Raw genomic sequence first — 14663 nt, 5'->3', positions numbered from 1 at the left:
TTATGCTTTCTTATAAGAAAATGTTTCCTTAAATTCGCCAATTGCCTTGTTGATCTGTTCTTCAAGGGCATCGTCGAGTTTTTTCTGTTCAATAATTTTTGCACCAATTTCAGCATGCGTGCTATTCATGAATTTGAGGAAGTCCTGATGGAAGCGCACTACCTGATCTACTGGAATATCCGCTAAGAAACCTCTTACAGCGGTATAAATAATCAGTACCTGATCTTGTACTAAAAGTGGTGAATACTGTGCTTGTTTCAATGATTCTACCATACGAGCACCACGATCAAGCTGGTCTTTGGTAGCTTTATCAAGATCCGAACCAAACTGCGCAAAAGCAGCAAGTTCACGATATTGAGCAAGGTCCAGACGCATACGCCCGGAAACTTGTTTCATCGCTTTAATCTGAGCACTACCACCAACACGTGATACCGAAAGACCTACATTGATAGCCGGTCTAATCCCAGAATAAAACATTTCTGTTTCAAGCATGATCTGACCATCTGTAATTGAAATAACATTTGTCGGAATATATCCGGAAAGATCGCCTGCCAAAGTTTCGATAATTGGCAGTGCCGTAATGGAACCTGCACCAAGTTCATCTGATAACTTTGCCGCACGTTCCAAAAGACGAGAATGTAAATAAAATACGTCCCCAGGGTATGCTTCACGGCCTGGTGGTCTACGAAGCAGTAAGCTCATGGCACGATAAGCTGCCGCATGTTTCGAAAGGTCATCATATACACATAGACCATGCTGGCCTTTGTACATGAAATATTCCGCAATTGCCACACCGGCATAAGGAGCCAAATACTGAAGTGGTGCACTATCTGCAGCCGTTGCAACAACAACAACTGAATATGCCATAGCGCCCTGATCTTCTAATGTTTTTACCACACGAGCAATTGTCGATGCTTTCTGACCAATTGCTACATAAACGCAGAAGCAATCCTGTCCTTTTTGATTTAAAATTGTGTCAATCGCAATTGCTGTTTTACCAGTACCACGGTCACCAATGATAAGTTCACGTTGTCCACGACCAATTGGCACCAAAGCATCAATTGCTTTAATCCCTGTTTGCAATGGTTCATGTACTGATTTTCTATCAGCGATACCAGGAGCCGGATATTCAATCGGACGATTTTCTGTCGATTCAATAGGCCCTTTGCCGTCAATTGGACGACCCAAAGCATCCACCACACGTCCGATCATTGCTTCACCAACAGGTACCTGCATGATACGTCCGGTTCTTTTAACCGTGTCGCCTTCTTTAATAAGTACATCGCCACCGAGAATAACGGCGCCGACGTTATCTTGTTCAAGGTTTAATACTAAACCATAAATATCGTTACCAAAGTCAAGTAATTCTCCCGCCATAGCTTTTTCTAAACCATGGATGTGAGCAATACCATCACCAATTTCGATAACAGTTCCTACATCATCAACATTCAGATCCACATCATAGTTTTTGATCTGTTCCTTGATAATGGCTGTTATTTCTTCTGGATTCATTTTCATACTACTCTGTCACCCCAATCTCACAAGTTAATTTGCCATTAATTGTTTTTGTAATGATTGCATCTGGCGTACTATGCTGCCATCGATAAGTCTATCACCGATTTTTACAACTACCCCGCCGATAATGCTCTGATCTATTTTTGTCCGAACCACAACTTTTTTCCCTGTAGATTCTTCCAATTTTTCAATCAGTTTTGCTTGCTGCTTTTCATTTAAAGCAGATGCTACCGTAACTTCTGCATGAATGATATTTTGAGCAGCATTTGACAGAGTTTGATATTCTCTGACAATTTCTTGTAATAAAACTTCACGACGTTTGTCGATGAGCAACATCAAAAAATTATAAACTGATACAGACAGTTCTTCCTTAAACAGTTTAGCGCAAAGATCTTTTTTTGCATTTGGCTGAATTTGAGGGTTCACTAAAAATGAGGCTAATTCTTTATGCGCATCAATTTCGCTGGCAACTGTTTTTAGGTCAGTGCCATATTCATCGATTTTACCATCATCTTGTGCTACTTCAAAAATTGCCTTCGCATATTTATTTGCCAACTGCATGTTTAACATGGCAAACCACCCATTTTGTCTTTGTCTAGTTTATCGATGAATTCACCAATCAAGCGATCATTAGCTTCTGTATCAATATTGCTGCCAATAATTTTTGTTGCTGCAGCCATTGATAAAGCGACAACTTCGCCTTTTAACTGGGCTACGGCCCGCTCACGTTCGTGAACGATTTCTGCCTGAGCGGCTTTGCGCATTTGATCGATCTCACGTTTTGTTTCATTGATATGTGCTTCGCGCTCTTCTTGCGCCCTTTTAATCGCTTTATCTACGATTTCTTGTGCTTGTATTCTAGCGGTTGCAAGCTGATCATGGTATTCCTTCAGAAGTTCCTGTGCTTTAAGCTCATCTGCTTCTGCGGATTCAATGCTTTTCGCAATTTGATCTTCACGCTCTTTTAAAACTTTCATCAAAGGTTTGTAAGCAAATTTTGTTAAAATTGCTGCCAAAATTAAAAAGTTAAAAATCTGTGCAACCAAAGTCATATTAATGTCAACCATTCTGCTGCCTCCTTATCTCACGTATAAAGTGGGCGACGGCATTCTTATGCTGTCGCCCTCACATAAAAAGTCTATGACAATTCATTATTTGATTAATGGATTTGCATATAACAGAACGATGGCGATAACGGCTGCGATAATTGGCACAGCTTCAATCAAACCTACTGAAATTAATGTGTTAATGAATAAAACATTTTTTGCTTCTGGCTGACGAGTTAAGCCCTCAATAAATTTAGACGTAACTAAACCATTACCAATACTTGCCCCTACTGCTGCTAAACCAATAGCTAACCCTGCTCCGATTAAAGCAGCTACTACCATAATTGAATGTTCCATAGAATAAAATCCCCCTTAAAATAATTAAAAATATTGTTTTTTAAACGCGTCTTAGTGGTTGTCTTGTTTTACTGCACTGGCTAAATAAGCCATAGACAACATTGTAAAAATAAACGCCTGAACTCCGCCTACAAAGAGGCTGAATGCGAGCCAAACCACACTTGGAATCGGCATCCAAATTGGTACTAACATCAGCAGGATAATAATGAGTATTTCTCCTGCCAGTATATTACCAAATAGACGAAACGCCAGTGTAATAGGTTTTGCCAGTTCTTCAATAAGATTGATGATGACAAACGGTGCAAACGGCTGAAAAAAGTGTTTGATATAGCTGAAGCCTTTAAAATACAGCCCCAACACATGTACCATACAAACAATCATCAGTGCAAGACCAAGTGTTGTATTCAAGTCACTCGTTGGCGATGAAAGCGTCGGTATCATACCAAGCCAGTTTGACGTCAGAATAAACATGAACAAAGAGATTAGCAGCGGTGCTACCAGTTTGCCTCTTTCCCCCATCGTAGCATTGATCTGACTCTGCAGCCCTGTAATAATGATTTCCAGGACATTTTGCCACCCTTTCGGAATGACATGCAGGCTGCGTGTTGCCAATATGGCAATAAGAATCACAATCGCCATCGCAAGCCAGGTCATGTACAATGTATCCATGTTGAAACTAAATCCGGCAATCTGTGCTACGTGACGAACACCGATTTCATGCATACATATCACTCTCCCTATTTTTTTCTATTGACATCGCTATTGTAGGCATAAACAATAGCATTGATCATCATGATCATAGACATTAAAAAGAAGCCAATTACAACAAGCCAAAAGGTTTCTGTTGAAATACGAACGGCCGCAATAAAAGTACCCAGAATCATTACCAACCGAATCAGCCAGCCGATCTGCATACTTTTTTTTGCCGCATCCATATTTGATGCATCACTTTTCAAAATTCTATAACTAATCACTATCCAGCAAGATATCCCTAAGATACATCCAGTAATAAGCGGCACAACAAGATATAATTTCTGCAGCATCCCTAACGGAATACTTAAAATCGCTACGCTCAAAATTGTTTGAACTAGAATTTTCCTGCCTAATGTCAATAACTTTTCCATATTCCACCACCAACAGTGTTCTAAACCGCTAGCGGCACAGAATATCTGCCTAATCTATTCATCATGAAGTTAAAAATTCATTTTGTCTCATACTGTTATTAATAAAACTTTTATTTGTAACGTATTCGACAAACCGCAAAACTTTTCCTGTGAAAAAGTTTTTATTTTATTAATTTATAACCTTCAAGATAAGCAAAGCTTTATTTTGATGAATAGCTTTCGCCCCCACCAGTCATAACTAAAAAGTATAATAAGATAAATGTACATAATATTTATTTATCGCATTTCATCTTATTATAACACATTCTCATGATTTTCCAAGTAATTTTTTACCTGTTACCCATAAAGCCATTATAAAGCCTAAAAAGATACCAACAAGCGTTCCTTTCGGGGCGATATTAAAGTATTCATCTGCCAATTTCCCCATATAAATAAACAGACCTACCGTGATAGCAAAATTGATTCCAATGCCGCTTACAAAGGTCAAAGCTTGTAATGTTGTGTGTTTCGAGCTGGGATTTTCGTTTTTTTTCTCCTTTTTGTCCATTATTTTCGAGCCTCCACCATTTACATTACTTATTATAGTATAACAGCCGACTATCAAGAAAAATGACAGCCGGCTCTATGCTTATTTTTTCTCTGCTTTAAATATATCTGGTTTGTGACTGACAAATCCATATTTCCAAAGAATCGCTTCAATGATACGTTTGGCTGCTTTACCATCACCGTAAGGATTGCAAGCTCCTGACATTCGAGCATATTCGATCGGATCGAGTAAAAGAGCTCTCGTTTCATCATATATTCGTTTTTTATCAGTACCAATCAATTTTACGGTCCCGGCAGCTACTGCTTCAGGCCGTTCTGTAGTATCACGCAAAACCAAAACAGGTTTGCCAAGTGCTGGTGCCTCTTCCTGCACACCGCCAGAATCGGTGAGGATAAGATAAGATCGATACATCAAATTGGCAAAAGGTTCATAGTCCAAAGGATCTATCAAATGTACATTTGGCATATCGCCCAATTCCGTTTGAACAACTTCGCGTACTTTTGGATTTTTATGTACAGGAAAAACAATTTCTACATCGGCAAATTCTTCAACAATTTGTCGAAGGGCCTTATAAACGTGACGCATCGGTTCTCCCAAATTTTCACGGCGATGTGTCGTGACTAAAATAATTTTTTTATTTTTGTAGTCGATATTTTGCAGCATTTCATTGTCAAATTGGTATTCTTCGCAAACCGTCTTGTGTAAGGCATCAATAACGGTATTACCCGTAACAAAAACATTTTCACCTTTAATATTTTCTTCGGCTAAGTTCGCCGCCGCTGTATCGGTCGGTGCGAAATGAAGATCCGTCAAAGCTCCTGTGAGTTTCCGATTCATTTCCTCAGGAAATGGTGAATATTTATTATGGGTTCGAAGACCCGCTTCCACATGTCCAACTGTTGTCTGATGATAAAATGCTGCCAAAGCTCCAGCAAAAGTTGTTGTTGTATCACCATGGACCAAAACAATATCCGGTTTTTCTTCACTTAATACTTTATCAAGCCCCATCATAGCTTTTGTTGTAATATCAAATAAAGTTTGTCCCGCTGCCATAATATCAAGGTCGTGATCCGGTTTGATTTGGAATAATCCTAAAACTTGATCCAGCATATCTCTATGTTGTGCCGTAACCGTAACGATTGGCGTGATCAAATCAGGATATTTGGTCAATTCCAAAACGATCGGGGCCATTTTAATTGCTTCTGGTCGTGTCCCGAATACCGTCATCACCTTAATTTTTTTCTTCATAAAATAATTTGCTCCTTCCACACAAGCTTCAAGCCAAATGTCATACATAATTTTTTGTACTTATAAAATAGGCAGGTTTTCGCCTGCCTATCATCAATGCATTCTTATTGATTTTTTCGAATCAAAAATACCCAGTTTTTTCGCCCCAAAAAGCACCGCAAAAATCACTGCAATAATAATTAAAATTGCAATACCGCTGCTCACTTCGGTCAAGGCAATTGCACTAAGCCCTAAAACTCCACTAATGACATACATCAAAAGCACTGCCTGCCTTTGTGTAAATCCTAAATCCAATAGTCTATGATGCAAATGTCCACGATCCGGTTTAAAAATCGGCACACCGCCGCGATAACGACGAACAATCGCAAAAGCCGTGTCCAATATTGGCAGGCCCAGTGCAAAAATCGGCACAATCAAGGCAATGGTCGCAGCACTTTTCACAGCACCAATAATCGAAATACCAGCCAGCATATACCCTAAAAACATACTGCCCGTATCACCCATAAAAATTTTAGCTGGATTGAAATTATACTGTAAAAACCCAAAAGCCCCACCAGCTAAAGCTGCAGTAAGCACTGCGATCAGCAAATAGTCCTGCTGCAATGCCACCAGTAAAATAGTAATGGCTGCAATTGTTGATACGCCTGCAGCCAGCCCGTCAAGACCATCTATAAGGTTTACCGTATTTGTCAGACCGACAACCCAAAAAATCGTTATTGGAATAGCTAAATATTCAAAATAAATCATATCACCGAATGGATCGCTGATAAAATCAATACGCACATCAAATGAAACCAATACAACTGCGGCCAAAATCTGCCCCAGCAGCTTAACTTTCGCTGGCAAATTTTTCAAATCATCAATAATCCCGACAATGGCAATAATCGTCCCGCCTAAAAGCAATCCAATTACTTCCTGTGTAAGCTCAACTGTACATAATACAGCTACCATAAACGCAATATAAATACCAATTCCGCCTAGCCGTGGAATTGGCGATTTATGCACTTTTCGTGCATCCGGAGCATCCATAGCTCCCATTTTAACAGCCAAAGAAATAATGCCCGGCGTCAAAATATACGCAACAACCACCGCAATCAAAAACGCCAAAATATAATCCGGCATAAATTTCGCACCCCTTTTCTATGCAACAGAATAATTGTACATCACCAATTCACCACTGTCAACGATATTATCCTGCCAGAACTTGAATAAAAACCCGCTATTCATCATAAACCAGGCACTCATTTCCAGCAAACTTCAAAGCTTATTTTAAACGAAATAACCGCGTACTTTTAATTTAGCAATATGTACCTGAATAAGGTTTTCAATATCAACATCATATTTTTCCGCTAAAATATACATCATTGTAAAGCAGCATTGGGCAATATCCAGCAATTCTCCAGCACTGCCAACCAAAACTTCTTTATTTGCGATAACATGTTTTTCGCCTGATGCACCTGCCCTTTTCCCCAAATATTGCGTGAGTTCACCCACTTCTTCCTGTATTTTACAAACCGTTCGCAAAAGTGTCACTTCTGGCAGTAAAAGTTTGGGCAGCGACATGTATTTGTAGTTATTTTCCGTATAAAGTTTATAGACCTGATCTTGTCTAAACGCATACTTTTTTACTTTTAATTTATTTAAATGCCGCTCAATCAAATCATCAATTACAATCGCATAGTTTTCTTCCATGACAAACAGCATTGTAACACAAGTCTGCGCAACATCGAGCAGCTCACCATTGACCTCCGCTAAAGATTCACGGGCCGCAGCAAGTTCAGAAATTTCATCCGGGCGCAATCTTTCATAAGGCAAAAAAGTCAATGTAGCCCTTGCCAGTTCACCAGATTCCTCAACTATTTTTAATAGAGTTGAATATAAAGTTGGCGATAATTTATTAAGTTTTGGCAATCCAATTATATTGAACATACGGTTGCTCCATTTCTCCTATAAACTATATAAGTTATGAATCTTATTATACTTGATTTCGCAAGAAACTTATATGTGTTTTTAGCTGCGCCATTATAAAAAAATACACTTTAACTTGCGATTTTTTATAATAGCGTATCTTTAAAATGGTATGAACAAAAATTAAACGCTGCTGAGCTATTAGCGTCAGCAGCGTTTTTATTTTGCTTAATTTTTTATATCCTTCGGTGCCACTTCAATGATAGAACCATCCGTATCAAGATAAATAGCTTTTTCAACCATTGCGTTGCACAGCATGCGACGACACAGCAGGCAAGGCTGACCGGAGGCAAGTGTTCCATCTGAATTATAGCCAACGATATAGATTGTTGCGCCCTTCATCTTAACCGGATCCGCATTGATGATTGCATTTTGCTCGGCATGAACTGCAACACAAAGTTCATAACGTTCCCCTTTTGGTACATTGCAGCGTTCGCGTTCACAAATACCAGTATCAATACAATTACTCTCACCACGTGGTGCACCATTATATCCGGTACTGATAATAATATGATCTTTCACAATAATCGCTCCATACTGCCTCCGCAGGCAAGTAGACCGCCGGCCTACCGCTTTGGCAATATCAAGAAAATAATCTGTCCATTCCGGACGTGGTGATATATCCATAAACTTAACTCCTTATAAGAAACAATATCGTAAAATAAACTACGCAAAAGGAAGCTAAGCTTCTTTTTTACAAAGTACCAAAGATACGATCGCCAGCATCACCAAGACCTGGCACAATATAACCATGTTCATTGAGACATTCATCTACACTTGCTGTGTAAATAGGTACATCCGGATGTTCTTCATTGACCACTCTGACACCTTCAGGTGCTACAACAAGGCACATAAGAATAATCGATTTCGCACCTTTTGCTTTTAAGAGTGAAAGCGCTGCCGCTGACGAGCCACCTGTTGCGAGCATTGGATCGACAACAATAAGTGTACGTTCACTTACATCGCTTGGCAGCTTGCAGTAATATTCAACTGGTTTCAAGGTTTCCGGATCACGATACATGCCAACATGACCAACACGAGCCGCCGGAATCATATTAACAACTCCATTCAGCATACCAAGTCCCGCCCGTAAAATTGGTACAACACCCACTTTTTTACCGGTTAAAACTTTCGATTTGCAAGTTGTTACTGGTGTTTTTATTTCAATTTCTTTCAATGGAAAATCGCGTGTAATTTCATAAGCCATCAGCATAGAAATTTCTTCTAATAATTCACGAAAATCTTTTGTACCAGTTGTTTCTTTCCGCATAAGCGTAAGCTTGTGCTGAATCAAGGGATGATTGATTACATTGATTTTTAAATCTGACATTAATTTCTTCCACCTCTTATTAATATATAGGATATTTTACGCAAAGTTCATGAACCATATTCTTTGCTGTTTCGTGCACCGCAGTATTTTCCGGATCATTTAAAACAAGTGCCATGATTTTTGCGACTTGCTTCATGTCTGCTTCTTTGAAGCCCCGTGTCGTAAGTGCTGGAGAACCAAGTCGAATACCACTGGTTACAAAGGGACTTAGTGGTTCAAATGGAATTGTATTTTTATTAGCAGTAATTCCCACATCGTCCAATAATTTTTCTGCAACTTTACCAGTTAAATTTTTGCTGCGAAGATCCACAAGCATCAGATGATTATCGGTTCCTCCCGACACAATTCTAAAACCATTTGCTGTAAGTTCATCAGCCAGCACAGCCGCATTTTTGACAACTTGCTGTTGATATATTTTAAATTCAGCAGTCAAAGCCTCTTTAAATGCTACGGCTTTAGCGGCAATAACATGCATCAGTGGTCCACCCTGTATTCCAGGAAATATCGCCTTATTAAACTGTTTGCCAAATTCAGCATTTTTACATAAAATAAGTCCTCCACGTGGTCCACGCAGTGTTTTGTGGGTTGTGGATGTAACGACATCTGCATAAGGCAGCGGATTTGGATGAAGTCCGGCTGCAACTAAACCGGCAATATGTGCCATATCAACCATAAATAATGCATCAACCGACTTAGCGATTTCACTAAGCCTTGCAAAATCAATTGTTCTGGCATAAGCACTAGCTCCTGCAACAATCAATTTTGGCTTGCATTCTTGAGCAATTTTTTGCAGCTCATCATAGTCAATACGTTCGGTTGCTTTATCAACACCGTAAGGAACAATGTTGAAATATTTACCGGACATATTGACTGGGCTGCCATGGGTTAAGTGACCACCATCTGTTAAATTCATGCCCATTACGGTATCACCAGGCGTCAGCAAGGCAAAAAACACTGCCATATTCGCCTGTGCTCCGGAATGCGGCTGTACATTTGCATATTCCGCACCAAACAATTGTTTAGCCCGATCAATTGCCAGTTGTTCAACAACATCGACAAATTCGCAGCCACCATAATAACGTTTGCCAGGATATCCTTCAGCATATTTATTCGTGAGTACGGAGCCCTGCGCTTCCATAACTGCTTGACTTACAATATTTTCCGAGGCAATCAATTCCAGTTTATTGCGCTGTCTATTTAGTTCATGATCAATCTGCACCGCAATTTCCGGATCTACAGCAGCTAAGTTGTCTAATAAACTCATCTAAACAAATCCCCCTATAATCAAAAAATATATCAAGCTTGATAGCAGTAAGTCTGCAATCAGCTAGCTTGTAATGTAAGGTACCAATTTCTATTCTTTTTCCAAAGCAGAGATTTTATCAACGCGGCGAGCATGGCGTCCACCAGCAAACTCTGTGGTAACCCAAACTTTCACGATTTCCCCCGCAGGGCCAAAGCCAGTTACCCGGCCGCCCATTGCCAGCACATTTGCATTATTATGTTCGCGAGACATTTTAGCTGAATACACATCTGTACACAAAGCAGCTCGAATACCCTTTATTTTATTCGCAGCAATTGAAATGCCAATACCAGTTCCACAAAGCAAAATACCACGGTCAGCCTCACCAGTCACAACGGTTTGGCACACTTTTTCAGCAATATCAGGATAATCCACGGCAGTATCACCAAAAGTACCCAAATCTTTCACTTCAATATCAGGAAAATCTGCTAACACTGTTTTAATTTCTTCTTTTAACTCCACTGCACCATGATCACTACCAATTGTAATTTTCATCACTATACCTCCATAGCTAAACAGCTTTTTATTTTGTAACGATTACTCTATTTTTATACCAAAGCTCGAATCATTGGCCAAGCTTTATCAATATTTTTTTTAAGCAGCAATAAACAATTGTGATAACTGCTCAAATCACCGCCATATGGATCTGTGATTTCTTCTTCTGCTGCTTCCACATATTCTGTCAAAGTAAAAACTTTGCGACCGGCCGTTGGCAGCGCACGCAAAATTGCATCACGATGCTGACGCGTCATGGTAAATACTAAATCAGCTGCCTCAATCATATTCATAGACAAAGCCGTCGCTTTATGAGAACCAAGTGATAAACCAAGACTCGCTACAGCTGCGCAAGCATTATCAGCTGCCGGAGAACCAGGTACAGCTGCCAGCCCGGCTGAACTAACATAAATTTCATTTGTTAAGCATTCCGCCTTGACTTTATCTTGCAGCACAACGGCAGCCATTGGACTGCGACAGGTATTTCCCGTGCAAACGAATAAAACTTTTCTCATCATTTTACCTCCAGGGAATCAAATCTTATCCTCTATTTTATCATAAGACACGAAAATTAAAAATTGAAAGTTGAAAAATAAAAAGCACTGCCCTTTTCTGATTAATATTATACAACTTCCCTGACCCTGCAGTTATGCGATTATCGTATTAAAACCACTTGCTTTATTTAGACGATTCATAATCGCAAGCCCCAGCCCAGCTTCTGATGTAGCTTCAGCAAAAAGTACATCCACCTTTTTATCGTCGAAACTGCGCAAACCTTCATAAAGGCTGGCAGCAATGGCAGATAAATCTGTCTGTGATCCATATATAAACGTTTCACAATCTGTCGGCAGTTTTTTTGCCAATTCTGCACTAACAATCAAGCCAATCTGCTTCTTTTGTAAAGCTGCATCCTTGATTTCAGCTAAAAATCGATCAACCAGTTTTGTACAATTCCCTTTAATCACAACCAAAGGTGCTTTTGGTGCATAATGTCTATATTTCATGCCTGGTGCTTTCGGTACCACATCAGCACCAACCAGCGCAGGATCCAAAGCAACCTCACCCAAAACTTCTGTTAACATCTCCATGGTAATTGCTCCAGGACGCAGGACAGTTGGCAGCAAACCTGTACAATCAACAATGGTTGATTCTACACCAAAGGTAGAAGCCCCTCCATCAATCAGCATATCAATTTTCCCATTCAAATCAGCCAATACCGCTGCAGCTGTAGTCGGACTCGGGCGTCCGGATGTATTGGCACTGGGGGCCGCAATTGGTACCCCGGCAAGGCGAATCAACGCTCGTGCAATATCGTCATCTGGCATTCGTATACCTACGGTGTCGAGACCGCCAGTGATCGCTGATGGCACAACTGCTTTATGTTTTAGAATCATAGTAATCGGCCCCGGACAAAAAGCAGTTATGATTTTTTTTGCAGCTTCAGGAATTTCAACAACTAAATCTGCCAGCATGGCAAAATCACAGACATGTAAAATTAATGGATTATCCGAAGGACGTCCCTTCGCCGCATAAATACCCGCCGCCGCTTTCGCATCAAGACCATTCGCCCCAAGTCCGTAAACGGTCTCAGTCGGAAATGCAACTAAGCCGCCAAATCGAATAATTTTTGCAGCTTGAATTATATTTGCATCCACTGCTTCAAGTTTGTTTATTTTCACAATATTTGTTTTCATAACTAGTACCTCTCACCACTCACCTCTTTGACCTTCTGAAAAGGGAGGACAAAAATAGTTTAGCTCTATTTATTTTTTATACAAAATAACGACACGCTCAATTCCCGCGTAATCTTTAAGAATTTCTGTCTTGCCTAATTCTGGAATGGACTTAGCTAAAGCAGCTACCGTTCCTGCTTGGTTTATCCCGACTTCAAAGGCCATAAAGCCACCGTCCTTCAATCGCTCGCTGCCACCGACTATTAACCGGCGATAAAAGTCCAGCCCATCCATACCGCCGGCTAAAGCCCCATATGGTTCAAAATCTCTAACTTCCGGTTCTAGTTCGGCAATATCGTCATCCGGAATATAAGGCGGATTTGAAATAATTGCATCAAACTTTTCCGCCGTTAGTGGTGCATATACATCCCCCAAATAAAACTCGACACGATCCTTCACTAAAAGTGTTTCGGCATTTTCTGCCGCAACAGTAAGAGCATCTTGCGATATGTCAACCGCCGCAGCACAAGCCATGGGCAAATAATGCAGCAGGGACAGTACGATAGCACCACTGCCAGTTCCAATATCAACAAATTTTATTTGTGCTTTATCCTTAAAGCGCTCAATAACGGCTTCTACAAGAATTTCGGTATCAGGACGTGGAATCAGTACCATAGGCGAAACAGCAAATGTAAGTCCCATAAACTCGCGCGCGCCAACAATATAGGCCACCGGTATTCTCTGAACACGTTTTTTGACCATCTCCCGAAATGACGCTAGCTCCGCAGCCTCTAAGGGCTCATCAAAATGAATATATAAATAAATACGCTCTTTCTTTAGGACATGGGAAAGCAGTACTTCCGCATCAAGGCGCGGAGAATCCACGCCTTTATCCCGAAAGTACTGCTCCGTCCATTTTATAATACTGCCGATTGTCCAAACTTCATTTTTTATCGCCATATCAATTGACCCGCTTCATTTTTTCAGTCTGATCAGCGGTAATCAAAGCATTGATGAGCTCATCTATTTCACCGTTTAAGACAAAATCTAATTTATGCAGCGTAAGTCCTACCCGATGATCCGTCACACGGCCTTGAGGAAAATTATACGTACGAATCCGACCGCTGCGATCGCCCGATCCCACCTGAGATTTTCGATCGGCTGAAATTTCATCATGCTGTGCTTGTGACGCTTTTTCCTGAACTCGAGCACGAAGTACGCGCATCGCTTTTTCTTTGTTTTTAAGTTGCGATTTTTCATCTTGGCACTGCACAACGACGCCCGTTGGCAAATGCGTAATACGAACTGCCGTTTCGGTCCGATTGACATACTGACCACCAGCACCACTCGCACAATAGGTATCAATACGAAGTTCATTCGCTTTAATATCTACTTCGACTTCCTCGACTTCTGGCAATACGGCCACCGTAACCGCAGATGTATGAATCCGTCCACTCGATTCGGTTGCTGGCACACGCTGAACTCGATGCGTCCCACTTTCATATTTCAGTTTACTGTATGCTCCATAACCCAAAATAGAAAATGATATTTCTTTAAATCCCCCAAGTTCCGTCGCATTGGAATTGAGGATTTCTATTTTCCAGCCCTGCATTTCAGCATAACGTGAATACATTCGAAAGAGATCTCCGGCAAAAAGTGCAGCTTCATCACCGCCCACACCTCCGCGAATTTCGACGATAACACTTTTATCATCGTTTGGGTCTTTTGGTAAAAGAAGAAGTGGCAGCTCCGCTTCCAGTTTTTCTTTGATCAGTCTATATTCCACAATTTCAGCTTCAACCATCTTGCGAAAATCATCATCTAACTGCTCAGCGAACATCGCTTTATCATCATCAATTCCCTGGCAAACTTTTTTATATTCGCGGAACTTCTCCACAATCACCATAAGAGCGGCATGCTCCCGATTATATTTCTGCCATTTTGTCATATCTGAAATGACATCCGGATCACTAATCAATGACTCCAGCTCTAAATATTTATCTTCAACTGCCTGTAATTTTTGCAGCATGTGTACTTCACCCCTAAAACTAAAAACT

18 protein-coding genes are annotated in these 14663 nt (G+C 40.4%); all 18 read right to left on the bottom strand.

Features of this window, described 5'->3' with window-relative positions; all coding sequences use genetic code 11:
- Nucleotides 1-1518, bottom strand: a complete 1518-nt coding sequence (atpA, locus tag BMY14_RS00440) for a F0F1 ATP synthase subunit alpha (protein WP_091828324.1) — start codon at nucleotides 1516-1518, stop codon at nucleotides 1-3.
- A 27-nt stretch (nucleotides 1519-1545) separates the two neighbouring features.
- Nucleotides 1546-2085 (bottom strand): F0F1 ATP synthase subunit delta, encoded by a 540-nt coding sequence (locus BMY14_RS00435; protein ID WP_091828323.1) that lies wholly within the window; start codon nucleotides 2083-2085, stop codon nucleotides 1546-1548.
- Nucleotides 2079-2582 (bottom strand): F0F1 ATP synthase subunit B, encoded by a 504-nt coding sequence (gene atpF / locus BMY14_RS00430; protein ID WP_019551795.1) that lies wholly within the window; start codon nucleotides 2580-2582, stop codon nucleotides 2079-2081. The genes BMY14_RS00435 and atpF overlap by 7 nt, the downstream gene beginning before the upstream one ends.
- A gap of 84 nt (nucleotides 2583-2666) precedes the next feature.
- Nucleotides 2667-2918 carry a F0F1 ATP synthase subunit C gene (atpE, locus tag BMY14_RS00425; protein WP_019554298.1) on the bottom strand — a complete coding sequence of 84 codons (252 nt, stop codon included), beginning with the start codon at nucleotides 2916-2918 and terminating at the stop codon, nucleotides 2667-2669.
- A gap of 51 nt (nucleotides 2919-2969) precedes the next feature.
- On the bottom strand, nucleotides 2970-3641 hold the full coding sequence (atpB, locus tag BMY14_RS00420; RefSeq protein WP_091828322.1) for a F0F1 ATP synthase subunit A: 672 nt from the start codon (nucleotides 3639-3641) through the stop codon (nucleotides 2970-2972).
- A 14-nt stretch (nucleotides 3642-3655) separates the two neighbouring features.
- Nucleotides 3656-4042 (bottom strand): hypothetical protein, encoded by a 387-nt coding sequence (locus tag BMY14_RS00415; protein WP_019554296.1) that lies wholly within the window; start codon nucleotides 4040-4042, stop codon nucleotides 3656-3658.
- A 307-nt stretch (nucleotides 4043-4349) separates the two neighbouring features.
- On the bottom strand, nucleotides 4350-4589 hold the full coding sequence (locus tag BMY14_RS00410; protein ID WP_091828321.1) for an AtpZ/AtpI family protein: 240 nt from the start codon (nucleotides 4587-4589) through the stop codon (nucleotides 4350-4352).
- 81 nt (nucleotides 4590-4670) lie between these two features.
- Entirely contained in the window at nucleotides 4671-5837 is a 1167-nt protein-coding gene (gene wecB / locus BMY14_RS00405) for a non-hydrolyzing UDP-N-acetylglucosamine 2-epimerase (RefSeq protein WP_091828682.1), read from the bottom strand.
- A gap of 93 nt (nucleotides 5838-5930) precedes the next feature.
- Nucleotides 5931-6959, bottom strand: a complete 1029-nt coding sequence (locus BMY14_RS00400; RefSeq protein WP_019554293.1) for a glycosyltransferase family 4 protein — start codon at nucleotides 6957-6959, stop codon at nucleotides 5931-5933.
- A 147-nt stretch (nucleotides 6960-7106) separates the two neighbouring features.
- The gene (locus BMY14_RS20440; protein ID WP_177177428.1) at nucleotides 7107-7766 is read right to left on the bottom strand and encodes a nucleoside triphosphate pyrophosphohydrolase family protein; all 660 of its coding nucleotides are present in this window, start codon (nucleotides 7764-7766) and stop codon (nucleotides 7107-7109) included.
- Between the two features lie 207 nt (nucleotides 7767-7973).
- Nucleotides 7974-8432 carry a deoxycytidylate deaminase gene (locus BMY14_RS00390; protein ID WP_019554291.1) on the bottom strand — a complete coding sequence of 153 codons (459 nt, stop codon included), beginning with the start codon at nucleotides 8430-8432 and terminating at the stop codon, nucleotides 7974-7976.
- A 67-nt stretch (nucleotides 8433-8499) separates the two neighbouring features.
- Nucleotides 8500-9135 (bottom strand): uracil phosphoribosyltransferase, encoded by a 636-nt coding sequence (gene upp / locus BMY14_RS00385; RefSeq protein ID WP_091828320.1) that lies wholly within the window; start codon nucleotides 9133-9135, stop codon nucleotides 8500-8502.
- Nucleotides 9136-9154: 19 nt separating this feature from the next.
- Complete coding sequence (gene glyA, locus BMY14_RS00380; RefSeq protein WP_091828319.1) at nucleotides 9155-10399, bottom strand: serine hydroxymethyltransferase; 1245 nt, start codon at nucleotides 10397-10399, stop codon at nucleotides 9155-9157.
- Nucleotides 10400-10489: 90 nt separating this feature from the next.
- Nucleotides 10490-10933 carry a ribose 5-phosphate isomerase B gene (rpiB, locus tag BMY14_RS00375; protein WP_091828318.1) on the bottom strand — a complete coding sequence of 148 codons (444 nt, stop codon included), beginning with the start codon at nucleotides 10931-10933 and terminating at the stop codon, nucleotides 10490-10492.
- Nucleotides 10934-10986: 53 nt separating this feature from the next.
- A complete protein-coding gene (locus BMY14_RS00370) occupies nucleotides 10987-11451 on the bottom strand; it encodes a low molecular weight protein arginine phosphatase (RefSeq protein ID WP_091828317.1) in 465 nt (154 codons plus the stop codon).
- 129 nt (nucleotides 11452-11580) lie between these two features.
- Nucleotides 11581-12627, bottom strand: a complete 1047-nt coding sequence (locus tag BMY14_RS00365; protein ID WP_091828316.1) for an L-threonylcarbamoyladenylate synthase — start codon at nucleotides 12625-12627, stop codon at nucleotides 11581-11583.
- 69 nt (nucleotides 12628-12696) lie between these two features.
- Complete coding sequence (prmC, locus tag BMY14_RS00360; RefSeq protein ID WP_091828315.1) at nucleotides 12697-13566, bottom strand: peptide chain release factor N(5)-glutamine methyltransferase; 870 nt, start codon at nucleotides 13564-13566, stop codon at nucleotides 12697-12699.
- 1 nt (nucleotide 13567) lies between these two features.
- Nucleotides 13568-14635: a peptide chain release factor 1 gene (prfA, locus tag BMY14_RS00355; protein WP_091828314.1), complete on the bottom strand. Its 1068-nt coding sequence runs from the start codon at nucleotides 14633-14635 to the stop codon at nucleotides 13568-13570.
- Between the last annotated feature and the right edge of the window lie 28 nt (nucleotides 14636-14663).

The sequence above is a fragment of the Propionispira arboris genome, assembly GCF_900109225.1.
Classification (GTDB): Bacteria; Bacillota; Negativicutes; order Selenomonadales; family Selenomonadaceae; genus Propionispira; species Propionispira arboris.
The sequence above is the reverse complement of the archived record's forward strand: the minus strand, read 5'-3'. Positions and strand labels throughout refer to the sequence as shown.